A 16,726-nucleotide genomic window follows, 5' to 3' on the forward strand; every position below is an offset into this window, starting at 1 on the left:
GGCCCGGCCCGGAGCCAGGCCCTGTCACACCCCCTCTGGCGCACCCCGGAGGACCGCGGTCTGCCTCACCCTGGCGAGCCGCGCCAGCCTGGGCGGATGACCTCCATCGCACCGGCCCGCGCGCCACGGGGCGCCCGGCGACGCACGGCCGCACCGAAGCCGATCCTGGCGGCCGCGCTCATGGGCACCTTCATGCTCAACCTCGACGCCATGGCGATGAACGTGGCGCTGCCCGGGATCGGGCGGACCCTCGGCGGGGGCACGGCGGGGCTGCAGTGGATCGTGGACGCCTACACGCTGATGTCCGCCGCGCTCCTGCTCTCCGCGGGCACGCTCTCCGACCGCATCGGGGCGAGCCGCGCGTTCGGCGCCGGCGTCGCGCTCTTCACGGTGGCCTCGGCGGCCTGCGGACTGGCGCCGGGGCTGGGCGAGCTGATCGCCGCCCGGCTGCTCCAGGGGAGCGCCGCGGCGATCATGCTTCCCTCCTCGCTGGCCCTCGTCCGGCAGGCGTTCCCGGATGCGGCCGAACGGACGCGGGCCATCGCGCTGTGGGCCGTCGGCGGAGCCTCCGCGGTCGCCGCCGGCCCGGTGGCCGGCGGGGTGCTGTCCGCGACCCTGGGCTGGCGGGCGATCTTCGCCGTCAACCTGCCCGTCGGCGTCGCCACCCTCGCGGTGCTGGCGCGCGTGGAGCGCTCGCCGCGCGGCGCCACGTCGCTCGATCCGTACGGCCAGCTCACGGCGATCGTCGCGCTCGCGGCCCTCACCTTCGGGATGATCGACGGAGGGGAGAACGGCTTCGATGAGCCCGTGGTCCTGGGCTGCCTGGGGCTCGCCGCGGTGGCGGCTGCCGCGTTCGTCGTGATCGAGGCGCGCGCCGCCGCGCCGATGGTCCCGCTGGGCCTCTTCCGGTCGCGCGCGGTGACGGTCCCGGTCGTGATCGGCTTCGTCGCCAGCGCCGCTTTCTACGGGCTGGTGTTCGTGCTGAGCCTGTTCTTGCAGGACGTCCTGAACCTGTCCGCCATGGCCGCCGGGCTGGTGTTCCTGCCGATGATGGCCGTGATCGCCGGTGCCAACCTGGTCTCGGCCAGGGTCGCGGCGCGCTTCGGGCCGCGGGTGCCGATCGCCCTGGGGCAGGCGGTCTTCGCGCTGGCGCTGTCCGGTCTGCTCTGGATGGACGAGGGGACCGGCGTGACGGTGATCGCGGTGATGCTCGTCCCGGCCGGCTTCGGCATGGGCCTCGTCGTGCCCTCCCTGACCGCCGTCCTGCTGGACGGTGTCGCCGCGGACCGGGCCGGGACGGCCGCCGGGATCCTGAACTCCTTCCGGCAGGCGGGCGGCGCGCTCGCCGTGGCCGTCTTCGGGGCCCTGGTCGCTGACCGCAGCGGGTTCGTCGCGGATCTGCGGGTCGCCCTGTGCGTCGCGGCCGTGACGCTGGCGGCCACCACGGCCGCGGCCCTCACGCTGTCGCGCGGCCGTGGCTGACGGACCGCCTGGCCGGCGGCGAGCGGGTCCGGTGAGGGACCCGCTCGCCAGCGGTGTTCCCGCCGGGCCGTCGGTCCAGGTCGTCAGTCCAGGACGACCACTTGGCGCAGGACCTCGCCGCCGCGCAGGGCGGCCACGGCGTCGTTGAGGTCGGCGAGCCTGATCCGGGCGCTGATCATGCTCTCCAGGTCGAGCTTGCCGGCCTTGTACAGCCCGGCGAGGAAGGGGAAGTCGTGCCGGACGTCGGACCCGCCGTACATCGAGCTGAGGATGTTCTTGCCCTCGAACAGGAGGCTGAAGGCGTTCAGCGGGACGGTGTCGTCGACGGCTCCCGCGCCCACCACGATCATGTCGCCGCCGCGCCGGGTGGCCTGCCAGGCGGTCATGATGGCGGCGGACTTGCCGACCGCCTCGAAGCCGTGGTCGAATCCGTGGCCGCCGGTCAGCGTGGCGACGGCGTCCTGGAGCTGGTCGGGAGTGACGGCGTGCGTGGCGCCGACCTTCTTCGCCAGCTCGTGCTTGGACTCGAGGGGGTCGATCGCCAGGATGGTGGTCGCGCCGGAGATCCGCGCCCCCTGGATGATCGACAGGCCGATGCCGCCGGCGCCGACCACCGCGACCGTCGAGCCGGGCCGCACCTTGGCGGTGTTGAGCGCCGCGCCGACGCCGGTCGTGACGCCGCAGCCGATCAGCGCCGCGATCTCGTAGGGGATCTCCGGATCGACCTTGATCGCCCCCTGCCAGGGCACGACGATCTCCTCGCACCAGGTGCCGCACCCGGCCATCCCGAACGCCGGGGTGTCGCCGCCGTAGCGGAACCGGGCGTTGACGAAGCTCTCCATCACGTAGGTCATGCACAGGTACGGCTGGCCGGCCAGGCAGTTGAAGCAGTGGCCGCAGGCCGGGGTCCAGTTGACGATGACGCGGTCGCCCGGCTGGACCGAGGTCACGTGGTCGCCGATCTCCAGTACCTCTCCGGCGCCCTCGTGGCCCGGGATGATCGGGAGCGGCATGGGCAGCACGCCGCTGATCACCGAGAGGTCGGAGTGGCACACGCCGGTCGCCCTGACCTTGATCCGGACGTCCGTCGGGCCCATCGGGGCGAGGGTGAAGTCGTCGCGGATGTCCAGCTTGTCGTCGCCGACGGCGTGCAGAAGCGCACCACGCATGGGGATCCTCCTAGTTCTCCGCTAGGGAGATGGCGGCTTTGGGACAGGACCGCGCGGCGTGCCGGACCCGGTCCGACAGCTCCGCGGGCGGCTCGGGCAGCAGCAGGTGCAGCTGGTCGTCGTCGTCGAGCTCGAAGACCTCGGGGGCGAGCCCGGTGCAGACGGCGTTGGCCTCGCAGACCATGTAGTCGACGGTGATTCTCATGGGGACCTCCTTATGCCGGTGAGGCGAGCTTACGGTGATCCCAGGAGACCACCCGGCCGGGCTCGACGACGAAGGCGACCCTCTTGCGGCCGGTCTCCTCGACGTAGCCCCGCAGGGCCTCGTCGTCGGAGGGCATTCCGGCCATCCGGCGCGCCACGTCCATGCCCACGCCGAGGACGCCCTCGGGGTCGCCGATCCGCCGGGCGGTGCCGTACAGCAGGACGCCGCGCAGGTCGAAGTAGTCCTCACCGGCCTCGATGAGGCAGGTCACCCGCGCGTCCCGCTCGATGTTGCGTGCCTTCTGGGCCTTGCCGTACGTCCAGAAGGAGATCCTGCCGCCGGTCAGCCCGTAGAACATGGTCACCAGGTGCGGCGTCCCGTCCGGGTTGATCGTGCCGAGCTGGAGTTTCCGTGACGCGGCGACGAAGGCCGTGACCTCGTCCTCCGCCATCGCGATGCGGGCGCGCTGGTTCACGGAGGAAAGTAGAACATGGGGCACAGGGGCGGGCAAGGGTTGTTTGGAATGTTGTTCGGTTTCTGGGGCTGACACGGCGTCACGGGTTGTTCGTCGGGAAGATGCCGGTTCTGGGTAGGCTGCCCCGATGAGCATCCCGACCATGCCCGCCGAGCTGCGGAGCGCGGCCCGGCGCGCCAAGGGTTTCATGCCCGACGCCGAGGGCCTCGCCCTCTTCGAGACCGCCGCCGAGTACGGCACGCGCGGCCCGATCTGCGAGATCGGCACCTACTGCGGCAAGTCCGCGATCTACCTCGGCGCGGGGGCGCGGCAGGCGGGATCCGTCGTCGTCACCGTCGACCACCACCGCGGCTCGGAGGAGATCCAGCCCGGCTGGGCCTACCACGACCCCTCGCTGATGGACCACCGCTTCGGCAAGATGGACTCGCTGCCCACCTTCCGCCAGACGATCGCCTCGGCCGGCCTGGAGGAGGAGGTCATCGCCGTCGTCGGCGCCTCCGACCGGGTCGCGGCGCTGTGGAACACCCCGCTGGGGATGCTCTTCATCGACGGCGGGCACTCCGAGGAGCCGGTGACCAGGGACTACGAGGGATGGGCGCCGCACGTCATGCCGGGCGGCGCGCTCGCCTTCCACGACGTCTACCCCGACCCGGCCGACGGCGGGCAGGCGCCGTACCGGGTCTACCAGCGGGTCCTCGCCTCCGGGGAGTTCAAGGAGGTCAGGCACACCGGCTCGCTGCGCGTGCTGGAGAGGGTCGCTCCCGGCGCCGGCTGACCCTCCACCTCCTCCGACTCCTCCTCCGACTCCGACTCCGGCTCCTGCGGCTCCGCGGGTCCTCCGGCCGGCTCCCCCGCCGCCTCCGGCGGGGGCTCCCACCCCGCGGGGTCCGCCTCCCGCAGCCGCAGTCCGGTCCACGCCACCACCAGCCGGCCCCGCACGTCGGTCGCGGTGACGTCCCAGACGTGCTCGTCCCCCCGGCGGCCGCGCCCGACGGCGTGCAGCCGGACGTCCCCCTGCGAGGGCCGCACCAGGAGGCGCTCGCCCCCCGAGGGCAGCAGCCGGTGACGCGGCACGCATGCCTGCAACGCGTGGATCACCGCGTCGTTCAGCCCGGGGCTGCCCAGCACCGGCCTGCCGTACCCGGCGCCGAACCAGCCCAGGGCGTCGTCGCCTCGCAGTTCGCCCCGGCAGCCCCGCGGCCCGGCCAGGGTGAGCCGGATCACCCGGCGGAACCGGCCGGTGGGGAAGCACGCCGGGCCGCCGGGGAGGCCGGCCGCGCCGTACAGGTCGGCGGCCTCCAGAGGAGGGCCGTCCGGGCCGAGCCGGGGGACCTCCAGCGTCCCGTCGGTCGGCTCCAGCGGGAAGGCGGCGCGGAAGTGGTCGACGTGGAAGTCCGTCTCCTCGCAGCGGAGCACCGTCTCGATCAGCGGCCCGCACCGCAGGGCGCGCACCCGGATCACGGCGCCGCCGTCGTCGGGCACGGCCACCGGCCGGTCGAACGCCATCCGCGTGATCTCGTCCAGCGGCCGTCCGGCGAGCGCGCACGCGGCCTGCGCCATGGCCTCCAGGGCCACCACGGCGGGGAGCGTCGCGCGGCCGTCGACGCGGTAGTCGGCAAGGTAGGGGTCGCCGGCGAGGGACAGGCGGCTGTCGGCGACGAGATCCACCCCGGGCACGTGGACACGCGCCCCGGTCAGGAAGCGTCCCCGGCCGTCCCCGCTCGCCCCGCCCGCTCCGGCGGCCCCTGCGGTCCCGGTGCTCATCCGCCGCGACCCGCCGGAACCCCGGACTCCGCCGGGCCGCCCGCCGATCCGGGGACGGCGAGGGAGACGGCGCCTCCGGCCGGTACGGCGACACCCGGGGAAGCCGTGGCGACGGACACTGGGGAGGGCGCGGGGGCGACGGCGGAGGGCCGGGCCGCGCGCCGCCTCCTCCGCGCCCGCACGGCCAGGAGCGCGCCGCGGCAGGCGCAGACGGCCACGAGGGCGAGGAACGGCCCGTGGGCGACGCCCAGGACGTCCAGCGCGACCAGCAGGCCGTGGACCGTGGCGGTGGCCGCGCCGAACACGACCTGGGCGCGGCGGCCGGCGGGGGTCGTCTCCGGGTCGGCGACCACGTAGACGGTGTAGAGGGCGAAGGCCGGGCCGGTCATCGGCAGCAGGGCGTCCATCACCGAGACGCCGGACAGGCAGCCCCGCGCGACGGCCTGCGCGGCGAACCCGCCGGCCCAGCCCGCGAGCACCGGCAGCCTGCCGGTCAGTCCCGCGTGCAGCGCCACCCCCAGGCCCAGCACGACCGGCGGCGCCACCACGTCGAACGGCCCCGGAACCCCCGCGGCGAACCGGTACGGCGGCGGCGTGCCGGCCCACAGCAGCAGCACCGTGGCCGTGCCGAGGGCCGCGGGGTTCAGGACGGGCCCGCCCGTCCCGCGGAACCGGAGGACGTACCTGCCACTGACACCGACCAGCGTGGCCATCACCACGGGGGACAGGCGGCCCCCGCCGTACAGGAACATCGCGCAGAGCAGGCCGGTGACGTACGACGGCAGGAAGAAGTCGAGCGTCCCGCCCCTCCGTCCGCTCCGGAGGCGGAGGTAGCGGGGCCTGCGCAGGTACGCCCACGCGTCCAGGCTCTCCAGGGCGAACTCGGCGGCGACGCCGGTGGCCGTGCCCGCGACCGGTGCGAGGCAGGGCTGCTCGAAACCGGGGACGAGGTGCCCGAGGACGGTCACCAGGGTGAGCGAGCCGGCGAGGCAGCGCAGCGCCGTCCGCCGCGCCCTCGCGGGCGGGAGTCCGGCGACCCCCGTCCGGGCACCCTCCGCATCGCTCACAGGCCCGAACGTAGTAAGGCGCATCCGGGCCTTCAAGCACCGCGTTTCGGGTGCCCGGCAAAGAAAACGCCAGCCTGGAGGGCTCGGGACGGATCAGGAACGGGACCTGCGGGGGCGGGGACAGCCGGGGCCGGGGCCCCGTGGTCCAGGGAGTCCGCGGAGGCAGGGGACGGCCGGAACCGGAGCCTGCGATCCAGGGGGTTCGCGGAGGCGGGGACGACCGGAACCGGAGCCCGCGGGGCCGGAAGGCGGGTCAGGCCCGCGAGCCCGCGTGGCTGCATCCGCAGCCCGCCGTGGGGCGGTCCGTGTACCCGCCCGCGTCCCGGAAGACGCCCCCGGCGGGTGTGCGGCCGTCCAGCGCGTCGGCGGCGAGCACGACGGCCGCGGCGGTGTAGGCCGAGCGCTCGTCCGGGAAGTGCCTGCCGTTCACGAACTGCCAGCCGGTCCAGTAGGAGCCGTCCTCGTGCCGCAGGTGCTGCATGTCGGCGAACAGCCGCAGCGCCCGCTCCCGGTCGCCCAGGGCGTCCAGGGTGAGCACCAGCTCGCACGACTCGGCGCCGGTCACCCACGGCTGGTCGGAGACGCAGCGGATGCCGAGGCCGGGCACGACGAACGTGTCCCACTCCTCGGCCAGCCGTGTCCGGGCCGCCTCACCGCGTACGGCGCCGCCGAGGATCGGGTAGTACCAGTCCATCGAGAAGCGGCTCTTGTCGGCGAACGCCTCGGGGTGGGCGGCGAGGGCGTGGCCGAGCCGGTCGGCCGCGAGCTCCCAGTCGGGCTGCGGGTCGCCCAGGCGCTCGCCTAGCAGCACACCGCAGCGCAGTCCCTGGTGGATGGAGGCGCACCCGGTCAGCAGGGCGTACCCGGCGGGTTCGCCGCTCGCCGTACGCTCCCAGACGATCTCGCCCCGGGTGGTCTGCAGGCCGACGACGAAGTCCAGCGCGGCGCGGACGACCGGCCACATCTCACGGGCGAAGGCCTCGTCACCGGTGACCAGCAGTTCGTGCCAGACGCCGACCGCGACGTAGGCGGCGTGGTTGGACTCGCCGCCGTGCTCGGCCGCGCGGCCCCCGACCAGCTTCATCGGCCAGGAGCCGTCGGCCCGCTGGGTGCGGGCCAGCCAGTCGTAGCCGCGGCGCACCGGTCCGGTGAGTCCCGCCACGCTCATCGCCATCAGGCACTCGACGTGGTTCCAGGCGTCCACGTGCCCCTCGGGCCACGGCACGCCGCCGTCGGGTTCCTGCAGCGCCGCGATGCTCCGGGCGGTCTGGACGACCCGCCCCCACTCCATGACGGAGTCGCTCATGCGGGCTTGCGGACGTAGAGCACCACGCTCTTGCCGATGAGGGGGTTGAGGACGGCCTCCGCGATCCGGGTGGCGGCCGGGCGCTTCATGATGTCCCAGACGAGAAGCTCGTGGTACGCCTTGGCCAGCGGGTGGTCGTCGTTGTCCACACCGACCGCGCACTTGATCCACCAGTACGGCGCGTGCAGGCCGTGGGCGTGGTGGTGGGGGCCGATCTCGAAGCCGACGGACTTGAGCTTGGCGCTCAGCTCGGCGAGCGTGTAGATGCGGACGTGCCCGCCGGGGGCCGTGTGGTACGCCTCGTCGAGGGCCCAGCAGATCCGCTCCGGCAGGAAGCTCGGCACCGTGACGGCGGCCAGGCCGCCGGGCTTGAGCACACGGAGGATCTCCCGCATCGCGGACATGTCATCGGGGATGTGCTCCAGCACCTCGGCGGCGATCACCCGGTCGAAGCCCGCGTCCTCGAACGGCATGTCGAGCGCGTCGCCGGTCACGGTCCGCGCCGTCGCGCCGGGGGGCACCTCTCCGGCCTTGTCCATGGCGGTGAACATGGTGGCGACGCCTTCGAGCTCCTTGGCGTCCATGTCGAAGGCCACCACGTCGGCGCCCCGGCGCAGCACCTCGAAGGCGTGCCGCCCGGCGCCGCAGCCCAGATCCAGGACCCGGGTTCCGGGTCCGACGGGCAGCCGGCCGAAGTCGACAGTCAGCACTCGCCGCTCCTCTTCAGATGGTCGGGGGTGGAGGGATGGTCAGGGCCCGAAGGCTCTGGTCCGAGGGGTTCCGGGGGGTTCGGGGCTTTCAGGGTTCCGAGGGTTCTGGGGGGTGAGGCGGCGGGGACGTCACCGGCCGCGGCGTGCCCGGATGGCCTCGCGGTAGGCGTCCACGGTCCGCTGGGCGACGACGTTCCAGGTGTAGCGCTCCATGGCCCGGTCGTAGCCCTTCCTGCCGATCGCCGCCCGCTCCTCGGGGGAGTCGTGCAGGCGGCGCAGCGCGGCGGCCAGCTCCTCGGGGTCGCCGGGCGTCACCTGGACGGCCGCGTCGCCGACCACCTCGGGCAGCGCGCCGGTACGGCTGGCGATCAGCGGGGTGCCGCAGGCCATGTGCTCGACGGCGGGCAGCGAGAAGCCCTCGTAAAGGGAGGGGACGACCGAGATCTCCGAGGTGGCGATCAGCTCGCCCAGCTCGGTGTCGGAGATGCCGTGCACGAACCGCACCCGGTCCTGGAGGGACAGCTCGGCGACCAGCTTCTCGGTCGGCCCGCCCGGGGTCGGCCTGCTGACCACGGTGAGGTTCACGTCGCGCTCGGTCGCCAGCTTCGCCACGGCGCGCAGCAGCGTCGCGACGCCCTTCATGGGGGAGTCGGCGCTGGCCACCGCGACGATCGAGCCGGGCCGCTTCGGCATGTCCGGGCGGGGGTGGAAGTAGCGGGTGTCCACGCCGAGCGGGATGAGCCGCATGTTGGCCTGGGGCACGTTGAAGTCGCGGTGGATGTCGGCCAGGGACGACTCGCTGACGGTCAGGATGGGCTTCAGCCGGGGGGCGACCTTGGCCTGCATGCGGACGAAGCCGTACCACCGTCGCAGCGACAGCCGCTTGCGTCCCGACGCGGCCTTCAGCTCGATCCGCCGGTCCACGCTGATCGGGTGGTGGATGGTGCCGACCACCGGGAAGAGTTTCTGGATGCCGAGCAGGCCGTAGCCGAGCGTCTGGTTGTCCTGCACCACGTCGAAGTCGCCGACGCGCTTCTTCAGCTCGCGGTACGCCCGGAGGGTGAAGGTCAGCGGCTCGGGGAAGCCGGCGGTCCACATGGCGCCGACCTCCAGGAGGTCGATCCAGTCGCGGTACTCGCGGAGGCCGGGGGTGCGGAAGGGGTCCTCGTCGCGGTAGAGGTCCAGGCTGGGGACCTTGTTGAGGATGACGCCCTCGTCGAGTTCGGGGTAGGGCTGGCCGGAGAAGACCTCGACGTGGTGGCCGAGAGCGACCAGCTCCCTGCTGAGATGGCGCAGGTAGACGCCCTGGCCACCGCATGTCGGCTTGCTGCGGTACGACAGCAGCGCGACGCGCAGCGAATCCGCCCCTGGCACGGCGACCCCTTCCTTATCCTGTCCGGAAGGGGACAGGTACCGTGAAAGACGACCTTTCCCTCCGGACCCTACCATTCAGTAGGTCTCGCCGACCCGAGGTGTAATCGTTCCCGCAGTCCGTCGCACCCGGTCCCATCTGCGATGTCAGGGCGACAGAGCATTATTCTATGTAACGCGTTCTAGCTATGGCGCGGTCGGCATGATGCCCATGCCGACGGCAGGACGGTACATTCGCCGTCACACGCCATATGAGGGGCAAAAGTCTCATCCACCAGCAAGGAGGACGCGTTGGCCAGGCGCGCACTGATCACCGGCATCACCGGGCAGGACGGTTCCTACCTGGCCGAGCACCTGCTGGGCGAGGGTTACGAGGTCTGGGGCCTGGTGCGGGGCCAGGCCAACCCGCGCGTCTCGCGGGTCCGCAGCCTGCTGCAGGACGTCCGGCTCGTCCGGGGTGACCTCCTCGACCAGGGATCGCTGATCTCCGCCGTGGAGAAGGTCCAGCCCGACGAGGTCTACAACCTGGGCGCCATCTCGTTCGTCCCCATGTCCTGGGAGCAGGCCGAGCTGACCGCCGAGGTCACCGGCATGGGCGTGCTGCGCATGCTGGAGGCCATCCGGGTCTGCTCCGGCGTCTCCTCCTCCCGGACGGCGGCCGGCTCCGGCCAGATCCGCTTCTACCAGGCGTCGTCCTCGGAGATGTTCGGCCAGGTCCGCGAGACCCCGCAGACGGAGACCACGCCCTTCCACCCCCGCTCGCCGTACGGCGTCGCCAAGGCGTACGGGCACTTCCTCACCCAGAACTACCGCGAGTCCTACGGCATGTACGCCGTGTCCGGGATCCTGTTCAACCACGAGTCCCCGCGCCGGGGCGCGGAGTTCGTCACCCGCAAGGTCAGCCTCGGCGTGGCGAGGATCAAGCTCGGCCTGGCCGACGAGCTGCGCCTGGGCAACATGGAGGCCCGCCGCGACTGGGGCTACGCCGGCGACTACGTCCGCGCCATGCACCTGATGCTCCGGGCGGACGCGCCCGAGGACTACGTGATCGGCACAGGCCGCACCCACACCGTCCGCGACCTGGTGGTCGCCGCCTTCGCCGCCGCCGGCCTCGACTGGGAGCGGTACGTGGTGTGCGACGCGTCCCTGCACCGCCCCGCCGAGGTGGACCTGCTCTGCGCCGACCCGAAGAAGGCCCGGGTGCAGCTCGGCTGGGAGCCCACGGTCCCCTTCGAGGAGCTCGTCGCGATGATGGTCGAGTCCGACGTCAGGCTCCTGTCCGAGGGCGGCGACCCCGGCCAGGACTCCTCCTGGCCCTGACCCGGCCGAAGCGGGGACGCCCCGGGTTCCGGAGGGCCGGGAAGGGTCCGGACGCCCCCGGAAGGGCCGGGGTCTGCGGAAGGCCCGGGTCAGCCCGTCCGGCGGCCCTTCCTGCGGATCGGGACGGCGCTCATGTCCGTCACCGTCGACTGCGTGTCCCGGAAGCCGTAGCCGTGCGCGGCGAGGGCGTCGAGCGCGGCCCGCTCGGCGTCCGCGACGTCCGCGGCCTCACCGTCGCCGGCGTCGCCGTACACCTGGCAGCGGAAGGCGAACCAGGACAGGCTCCGGTCGTAGACCAGTGTGCCCTCGTCGGTGAAGGCGATCCTGGTGGGGTCGAGGTCGCCGACCCCGGCGAGGAGCGAGGCCCGGTCGTCGTCGCCCAGCCCGTCGAACCTGCCGCGAATGGTCACGCGGAACGTGTGCTCTGCCACGTCGTCATCCTTCGTCGTCGGAAGGCCCGCCGGACGGTTCGCCGGGGGCTCACGGAACGTCTCCGGGCGGCCTCCCGGGACGTGTGAGAACTCTCCGGGCGGCCCTACCGGGCGCCTCAGGCGTCTTCGGTCTCCCCGGACGGTCTTTCCGGGGCGTGCCGGGCGGTTCCGGTGTCTCCCCCCGGTCCCCCGGGGGCGTACGTCAGGACCGCCTCGCCGAGCAGCCCCTCGATCGCGTCGAGGAGGGTCAGCGCGGCCTCGGCGGTGACGCCGGGATCCTCCCCGGCCGCCGCACGCCGGCCGATCTCCCGGAGGACCTGTTCGTGGACCCAGCCGAGCTGGGAGGCGACGAGACCCGGCAGCGGGTCGTCCGGCGCGGCGCCCGTCTCCTCGGCCAGCACGGTGGCGAGCGCCGCGACCATCCGCCCGGCCAGTTCCTCCAGCCGGGCGACGAGGGTCGGGGCGGCGCGCGTCATCTCCAGGAAGCGCCCGAAGCCGTGGGCCAGGCCGACCCTGCGGTCCCCGCGGCGCAACTCGGCGCGGAGGACGGACAGCATCGCCCGCGCGGCCGGCTCACCCGGCGGGCGGTCCCGCACCATCTCGACCAGCCGCTCCGCGGACGCCTCCTCGGGTGGGAAGACGAGGTCCTCCTTGGTCTGGAAGTGGTTGTAGACGGTGTTGACCGACACCTCGGCCGCCTCGGCCACCTCGACGATCGTGACGCGGTCGAAGCCCCGCTCCACGAACAGCGTGATGGCCACCTCGGAGATGTGCCGCCGCGTCCGGCGTTTCTTGCGTTCCCTCAGTCCATCGGCCACATGGTGGAACGTATTGCAAACTTGGAGTCCACTGCAAATTATTTCCCGGTTCGCCTCCGGCTTCGCAGTCGATGCGCCGTTCCGCCCGGAGGCCGCCTCGCGAGCCGCTCGGTACCCGACAGCCAGGCGCCGGCCGTCCGGTGGTCCGGCGCGTTCGCCGTCCGGTCAGGAGCGCGCGGCGCCGGGCCGGTGGAGGTCGATCAGCCGGGCCAGGTGCCGTCCGGCGGCGTGCAGCGGCCGGTCGTCCCGGGAGACCTGGGCGGCCAGCTCGGCGCCCTCCAGCGTGCTGATCACGGTGTGCGCCAGGTCGTGGGCGTCATCCTCGGCCAGGCCCGCGAGGCGGAGCCGGTCGAAGACCAGCCGCCGCCAGTGGGCGAACGCCTCGGCGGCGGCCCGCTGCACGTCGGGCACCCGGCCCGCCGTACCCAGGGCGGTGGCCGTGACCGGGCAGCCGTCCGCCCAGTCGGAGGCGCGTAGGCCCTCGGCGAGCCTGCGGGTGCAGGCGACGACGGCCTCGGCCGGGTCGTCCTCGCCGTCGAGGGTCTCCCGCAGCTCGTCGGCGAACTCCTTCTCGCCGTGCCGGATCGCGGCGACGGCCAGCTCCTGCTTCCCGCCCGGGAAGAAGTGGTAGACGGAGCCGAGCGTGGCCTCGGCCTCCTGGGAGATCTGCTTGATCCCGGTGCCGTCGTAGCCCTGCCGCTGCATCAGCCGTGAGGCGGTACGGACGATCCGGTCGCGGGTGCCGAGGGCGCCGTGCGGGCCGGCCGCCCCGCGCTGTCGTGCGCTGGTCTTCATCCGGCGATTCTACCGAATAGAGCGTTCGTTTTAGAGGTGTGCTACGGTCCTCCCTGAATAGAACGTTCGTTTTAGAAGGGATGCGCGATGAGCGTGCGGAAGGTGACGGTCATCGGGCTCGGGCCGATGGGCCGGGCGATGGCGCGGGTGTTCCTCGACCGGGGCTACGAGGTCACCGTGTGGAACCGGACCCCGGAGAAGGCCGGCGAACTGGTGGCCGGGGGCGCGATCCTGGCCGCCACGGTCGGCGACGCGCTGGCCGCGGGCGAGGTGGCGGTCCTCAGCCTGACGGACTACGACGCGATGTACGCGATCCTCGAACCAGCTGCGGCGCACCTGGCCGGCAAGGTGATCGTCAACCTGAGCTCCGACACCCCGGACCGCTCACGGAAGGGGGCGGAGTGGCTGGCCGCCCACGGCGCCCGGCAGCTGACCGGTGGCGTGCAGGTGCCGCCGTCCGGCATCGGGGACCCGGCCTCCTCCACCTTCTACAGCGGCCCGCGGGAGGTGTTCGAACGGCACCGCCCGACCCTGGAGGTGCTGACCGGCGCCGACTACCGGGGAGAGGACCCGGGTCTGGCGGCGCTGTACTACCAGCTCCAGATGGACATCTTCTGGACCTCGATGCTCAGCTGGCTGCACGCGCTCGCGACGGCCGACGCCAACGGCATCACGGCGGCGGAGTTCCTGCCGTACGCCGCGCGGACCGCGGCGTCGGTCCCGGGGTTCATGGAGTTCTACACGCCGCGGATCGACGCCGGAGAGCACCCCGGCGACGTGGACCGGCTGGCCATGGGGGTGGCCAGCGTCGAGCACGTCACGCACACCGTCCACGCGGCCGGCGTCGACGTCGCGCTGCCGGGCGCCGTCCTGGAGATCTTCCGGCGGGGCGTGGCGGCCGGGCACGGCGACTCCAGCTTCACCAGCCTGTTCGAGGTGATGCGGAAGGCCCCGGAGCACGCGGGCTGAGAGGGGTCTCAGCGGCGCTCAGCGTCGCCTCAGCGACCATCCGGCACCGTGGAGGCGGTCGATGAGATGAGCCATGAGGAGGCGCCATGCCCGTCCACGCCGTGCGGCCGGAGGAGATCCTCGCCGTCCCCGCCGTCTCCGCGGGGCTGGCGCGGGTGGAGAAGCGCATCCGGCGGCTGAGCGCCTCCTCGCGGCTGCCGCTCGTCAACCGGGCGGCCGGTCACATCACCGGCGCGGGCGGCAAACGGCTGCGCGCCGCGCTGACGCTGGCGACCGCGCTCGCCCTGGGCGGGCGGATCGACGGCCGGACGGTCACCGCGGCGGCCTGCGTCGAGCTGGTCCACGCCGGGTCGCTGGTCCACGACGACCTCATGGACGGCGCCGCGCAGCGCCGCGGGGTGCGGACCCTCAACGCCGAACTCGGCGACGCCCGGGCGCTGGTCGTCGGCGACTTCATGCTCGCCCGTGCCTGGCTCGCCGCACTGACCTCGGCTTCCAAACACGTGGCCGGGACGCTCGCCGCGGTGGTCGTCGAGCTCGCCGAGGGGCAGTTCCAGGAGACGGCCGACCTCTTCGACCCCGGGCGCACCCCCGAGGCGGCCCTGCGGTCCATCACCGGCAAGACCGCCTCCCTGTTCCGGGCGAGCTGCGCGGTGGCCCACCCGGAGGGGTGGACCATGGCGGCGTACGGCGAGCGGTTCGGCGTCCTCTTCCAGGTCCTGGACGACCTGCTGGACCTGGCCTCCACCGCCGACCGGCTGGGCAAGCCGGTCGGCAACGACCTGCGGCAGGGCGTCTACACCCTGCCGCTGCTGCTGGCACTCCGGCACGACCGCGGGGAGCTGCGGTCCTTCCTCGGCAGGCGGCTGACGGAGGAGGAGATCACGTTCCTGCTCGCCCGCCTGCGCGAGGGCCGCATGGTCGGCGACACGCTGGAGTACTGCCGGGGCCTCGCCGCGGACGCCCTGGCCGCGCTGCCCGCCATCGCCGACCCGGAGGTCGCCGCCGCCCTGTACGCACTGCCCGGCGCCTACGTCGACCGGGCGGAGTCCCTGCTGGCGCGGTGAAGGGGACCGGGGCCGGGATCGGGGCCGGCGGAGCGGGACGGTCCGCCCGGCCGGGCGCCACGGATCCGGCCGCACGCCGCCCGCCGGCCGGGCCCGGAGCGTCCAGGCGGCATCGGGTTGACACGAATAATACGGTCGTACATATTGATTGCCATGGCCAGGACATCCAACAAAGAGCAGATCCTGCGCGAAGGGCTGGAGACCGTGCGCAGGCGCGGGTTCACCACATCCGGCGTGCGCGACATCACGGCGGCGGCCGGAGTGCCGCAGGGATCCTTCACCAACCACTTCGCGTCCAAGGAGGCGTTCGGGCTGGAGATCCTCGACCGGTACTTCGCGGATGTCGGCGTGCTCGTCGAGACCACCCTGCGCGACGGCGACCTGCCGCCGGTGGAGAGGCTGCGCGCGTACTTCGACGCCATCACCGCCCGGTTCGAGGAGCGCGGCTGGCGTGACGGATGCCTGATCGGCAACCTGAGCCTGGAGTCGGCCGAGCACAGCGAGGCGCTGCGCACACGACTGTCGGAGATCTTCTCCGAATGGCGGCGGCCGTTCGCCGACTGCCTGGAGGAGGCCGCCGCGGCCGGGCAGATCCGTCTCGACCTGCCCGCGCTCGATCTGGCCGACTTCCTGCTCGCCTCGTGGCAGGGCGCGATCCTGCGGATGAAGGTCGAACGCGGCGCCGAGCCGCTCGAACGTTTCAAGCGGATCGTGTTCTCGTCGGTGCTGCGCTGACGTCCGTTCTCCCCCGGTCTCCCCTGAAGTCTTCTCCCGTCTCCCCCGAAGGGCCGTTCGTCATGACCTCCGCACCCGCCGGGATCCGCCCGGAGATCCCCGCCGCCGACCCCCACCCGCGCCGCCGTGTCAGCGTGGCCGGGACCGAGATGAGCTACGTCGACGTCGGGGAGGGCGCGCCGATCGTCTTCCTGCACGGCAACCCGACGTCGTCCTATCTGTGGCGCAACGTCATCCCGTACGTCGAGGACCAGGGCCGCTGCCTGGCGCCCGACCTGGTGGGCATGGGGGACTCGGGCCCCGCGCCGGACGGGCTGTACCGGTTCGCCGACCACGTCCGCCACCTCGACGCCTGGTTCGACGCGCTCGATCTGGACGCGGACGTCACCCTGGTGCTGCACGACTGGGGTTCCGCGCTGGGCTTCCACTGGGCCGAGCGGCACCGGGAGAGGGTGCGGGCGATCGCCTACATGGAGGCCATCGTCCAGCCCAGGCTCTGGAGCGACTTCCCGGAGGGCCGCGACGCGCTGTTCCGGGCGATGCGGTCGGCGCACGGTGAGCGCCTCGTCCTGGAGGAGAACTTCTTCGTGGAGACGGTCCTGCCCAAAAGCGTGCTGCGCCCGCTGGGAGAAGAGGAGATGGCGGCCTACCGGGCGCCGTTCCCGACCCCGGACTCGCGCGTCCCGACGCTGATGTTCCCCCGCGAGCTGCCGATCGAGGGAACGCCCGAGGACGTCACGGAGATCGTCGAGTCGTACGGCGCCTGGCTGTCCACGAGCCGGGTGCCCAAGCTGCTGGTGTCGGCGCGGCCCGGAGCGCTGCTGGTGGGAAGGGCGCTGGAGTTCGCCCGCACCTGGCCCGCGCAGCGCGAGGTCACCGTGGCGGGCAGCCACTATGTGCAGGAGGACTCACCGCACGAGATCGGCGCCGCCCTGGCCGACTTCCTGCGGAACCTCTGAGCGGGACGCGGGACGCGGGACGCGGGGGACGGGGGAGCGGCCCCGCGCCGCCCGGCCCGCCCGGAGCCCGTGCCGCGGCCGGC

Annotated in this window: 18 protein-coding genes; 7 read left to right on the forward strand and 11 right to left on the reverse strand. The window is 73.2% G+C overall.

The features are described from left to right. The first annotated feature begins 96 nt into the window (after positions 1-96). Positions 97-1,482, forward strand: coding sequence for an MFS transporter (locus ACFYSC_RS10355; RefSeq protein WP_389959448.1), 1,386 nt, complete (start codon positions 97-99; stop codon positions 1,480-1,482). 83 nt (positions 1,483-1,565) lie between these two features. Here the strand turns inward: ACFYSC_RS10355 and ACFYSC_RS10360 are convergent, their stop codons facing one another. From ACFYSC_RS10360 to ACFYSC_RS10370, 3 genes are read right to left on the reverse strand one after another with little or no spacing between them, the layout of a single operon-like run. Next, positions 1,566-2,651, reverse strand: coding sequence for an alcohol dehydrogenase catalytic domain-containing protein (locus tag ACFYSC_RS10360; protein ID WP_389959451.1), 1,086 nt, complete (start codon positions 2,649-2,651; stop codon positions 1,566-1,568). Between the two features lie 10 nt (positions 2,652-2,661). Then, on the reverse strand, positions 2,662-2,856 hold the full coding sequence (locus ACFYSC_RS10365; RefSeq protein WP_362935044.1) for a ferredoxin: 195 nt from the start codon (positions 2,854-2,856) through the stop codon (positions 2,662-2,664). Positions 2,857-2,866: 10 nt separating this feature from the next. Next, positions 2,867-3,331, reverse strand: coding sequence for a pyridoxamine 5'-phosphate oxidase family protein (locus tag ACFYSC_RS10370; RefSeq protein WP_389959456.1), 465 nt, complete (start codon positions 3,329-3,331; stop codon positions 2,867-2,869). Between the two features lie 127 nt (positions 3,332-3,458). On the opposite strand from ACFYSC_RS10370, the gene ACFYSC_RS10375 reads away from it, so the two are divergent. Continuing rightward, positions 3,459-4,106 carry a class I SAM-dependent methyltransferase gene (locus ACFYSC_RS10375; protein WP_389959459.1) on the forward strand — a complete coding sequence of 216 codons (648 nt, stop codon included), beginning with the start codon at positions 3,459-3,461 and terminating at the stop codon, positions 4,104-4,106. Here ACFYSC_RS10375 and ACFYSC_RS10380 read toward each other — a convergent pair. The 5 genes from ACFYSC_RS10380 to ACFYSC_RS10400 all read right to left on the reverse strand — a co-directional run bounded on the left by ACFYSC_RS10380 (position 4,013) and on the right by ACFYSC_RS10400 (position 9,588). After that, positions 4,013-5,095, reverse strand: coding sequence for a polyketide synthase dehydratase domain-containing protein (locus tag ACFYSC_RS10380; RefSeq protein WP_389959462.1), 1,083 nt, complete (start codon positions 5,093-5,095; stop codon positions 4,013-4,015). The genes ACFYSC_RS10375 and ACFYSC_RS10380 overlap by 94 nt on opposite strands. After that, positions 5,092-6,162 carry an enediyne biosynthesis protein UnbU gene (locus ACFYSC_RS10385; RefSeq protein ID WP_389959465.1) on the reverse strand — a complete coding sequence of 357 codons (1,071 nt, stop codon included), beginning with the start codon at positions 6,160-6,162 and terminating at the stop codon, positions 5,092-5,094. Before ACFYSC_RS10385 ends, ACFYSC_RS10380 begins: the two co-directional genes overlap by 4 nt. Positions 6,163-6,415: 253 nt before the next feature. Continuing rightward, on the reverse strand, positions 6,416-7,468 hold the full coding sequence (locus ACFYSC_RS10390; protein ID WP_389959467.1) for a prenyltransferase: 1,053 nt from the start codon (positions 7,466-7,468) through the stop codon (positions 6,416-6,418). Beyond that, positions 7,465-8,178: a methyltransferase domain-containing protein gene (locus tag ACFYSC_RS10395; protein ID WP_362935062.1), complete on the reverse strand. Its 714-nt coding sequence runs from the start codon at positions 8,176-8,178 to the stop codon at positions 7,465-7,467. Before ACFYSC_RS10395 ends, ACFYSC_RS10390 begins: the two co-directional genes overlap by 4 nt. Before the next feature lie 129 nt (positions 8,179-8,307). Then, positions 8,308-9,588 (reverse strand): glycosyltransferase family 4 protein, encoded by a 1,281-nt coding sequence (locus ACFYSC_RS10400; protein WP_389960305.1) that lies wholly within the window; start codon positions 9,586-9,588, stop codon positions 8,308-8,310. Positions 9,589-9,840: 252 nt separating this feature from the next. Here ACFYSC_RS10400 and ACFYSC_RS10405 point away from each other — a divergent pair, with 252 nt between their 5' ends. Continuing rightward, complete coding sequence (locus tag ACFYSC_RS10405; RefSeq protein ID WP_389959471.1) at positions 9,841-10,869, forward strand: GDP-mannose 4,6-dehydratase; 1,029 nt, start codon at positions 9,841-9,843, stop codon at positions 10,867-10,869. A gap of 89 nt (positions 10,870-10,958) precedes the next feature. Here ACFYSC_RS10405 and ACFYSC_RS10410 read toward each other — a convergent pair whose 3' ends face one another. From ACFYSC_RS10410 to ACFYSC_RS10420, 3 genes are all read right to left on the reverse strand, one after another. Continuing rightward, positions 10,959-11,300 carry a DUF6204 family protein gene (locus ACFYSC_RS10410; RefSeq protein ID WP_389959474.1) on the reverse strand — a complete coding sequence of 114 codons (342 nt, stop codon included), beginning with the start codon at positions 11,298-11,300 and terminating at the stop codon, positions 10,959-10,961. A 116-nt stretch (positions 11,301-11,416) separates the two neighbouring features. After that, entirely contained in the window at positions 11,417-12,118 is a 702-nt protein-coding gene (locus ACFYSC_RS10415; RefSeq protein WP_389959477.1) for a TetR/AcrR family transcriptional regulator, read from the reverse strand. A gap of 165 nt (positions 12,119-12,283) precedes the next feature. Continuing rightward, positions 12,284-12,913, reverse strand: a complete 630-nt coding sequence (locus ACFYSC_RS10420) for a TetR/AcrR family transcriptional regulator (RefSeq protein ID WP_389959480.1) — start codon at positions 12,911-12,913, stop codon at positions 12,284-12,286. An 87-nt stretch (positions 12,914-13,000) separates the two neighbouring features. Here ACFYSC_RS10420 and ACFYSC_RS10425 point away from each other — a divergent pair, with 87 nt between their 5' ends. The 4 genes from ACFYSC_RS10425 (at position 13,001) to ACFYSC_RS10440 (ending at position 16,643) form a co-directional block, all read left to right on the forward strand. Then, the gene (locus ACFYSC_RS10425) at positions 13,001-13,882 is read left to right on the forward strand and encodes an NAD(P)-dependent oxidoreductase (RefSeq protein WP_389959483.1); all 882 of its coding nucleotides are present in this window, start codon (positions 13,001-13,003) and stop codon (positions 13,880-13,882) included. 86 nt (positions 13,883-13,968) lie between these two features. Next, positions 13,969-14,949, forward strand: a complete 981-nt coding sequence (locus ACFYSC_RS10430) for a polyprenyl synthetase family protein (protein WP_389959485.1) — start codon at positions 13,969-13,971, stop codon at positions 14,947-14,949. 153 nt (positions 14,950-15,102) lie between these two features. Continuing rightward, positions 15,103-15,684, forward strand: a complete 582-nt coding sequence (locus ACFYSC_RS10435; RefSeq protein ID WP_389959488.1) for a TetR family transcriptional regulator C-terminal domain-containing protein — start codon at positions 15,103-15,105, stop codon at positions 15,682-15,684. 62 nt (positions 15,685-15,746) lie between these two features. Next, positions 15,747-16,643, forward strand: a complete 897-nt coding sequence (locus tag ACFYSC_RS10440) for a haloalkane dehalogenase (RefSeq protein ID WP_389959491.1) — start codon at positions 15,747-15,749, stop codon at positions 16,641-16,643. Positions 16,644-16,726 lie beyond the last annotated feature (83 nt).

This window comes from Streptosporangium sp. NPDC004379, assembly GCF_042873875.1.
Taxonomy (GTDB): Bacteria; Actinomycetota; Actinomycetes; order Streptosporangiales; family Streptosporangiaceae; genus Streptosporangium.

Bases quoted from the DNA above. Each gene is read 5' to 3' on its own strand.
- ACFYSC_RS10355 (WP_389959448.1), top strand. From the start codon at position 97: ATGACCTCCATCGCACCGGCCCGCGCGCCACGGGGCGCCCGGCGACGC.
- ACFYSC_RS10360 (WP_389959451.1), bottom strand. From the start codon at position 2,651: ATGCGTGGTGCGCTTCTGCACGCCGTCGGCGACGACAAGCTGGACATC.
- ACFYSC_RS10365 (WP_362935044.1), bottom strand. From the start codon at position 2,856: ATGAGAATCACCGTCGACTACATGGTCTGCGAGGCCAACGCCGTCTGC.
- ACFYSC_RS10375 (WP_389959459.1), top strand. From the start codon at position 3,459: ATGAGCATCCCGACCATGCCCGCCGAGCTGCGGAGCGCGGCCCGGCGC.
- ACFYSC_RS10380 (WP_389959462.1), bottom strand. From the start codon at position 5,095: ATGAGCACCGGGACCGCAGGGGCCGCCGGAGCGGGCGGGGCGAGCGGG.
- ACFYSC_RS10390 (WP_389959467.1), bottom strand. From the start codon at position 7,468: ATGAGCGACTCCGTCATGGAGTGGGGGCGGGTCGTCCAGACCGCCCGG.
- ACFYSC_RS10420 (WP_389959480.1), bottom strand. From the start codon at position 12,913: ATGAAGACCAGCGCACGACAGCGCGGGGCGGCCGGCCCGCACGGCGCC.
- ACFYSC_RS10425 (WP_389959483.1), top strand. From the start codon at position 13,001: ATGAGCGTGCGGAAGGTGACGGTCATCGGGCTCGGGCCGATGGGCCGG.
- ACFYSC_RS10430 (WP_389959485.1), top strand. From the start codon at position 13,969: ATGCCCGTCCACGCCGTGCGGCCGGAGGAGATCCTCGCCGTCCCCGCC.
- ACFYSC_RS10435 (WP_389959488.1), top strand. From the start codon at position 15,103: ATGGCCAGGACATCCAACAAAGAGCAGATCCTGCGCGAAGGGCTGGAG.
- ACFYSC_RS10440 (WP_389959491.1), top strand. From the start codon at position 15,747: ATGACCTCCGCACCCGCCGGGATCCGCCCGGAGATCCCCGCCGCCGAC.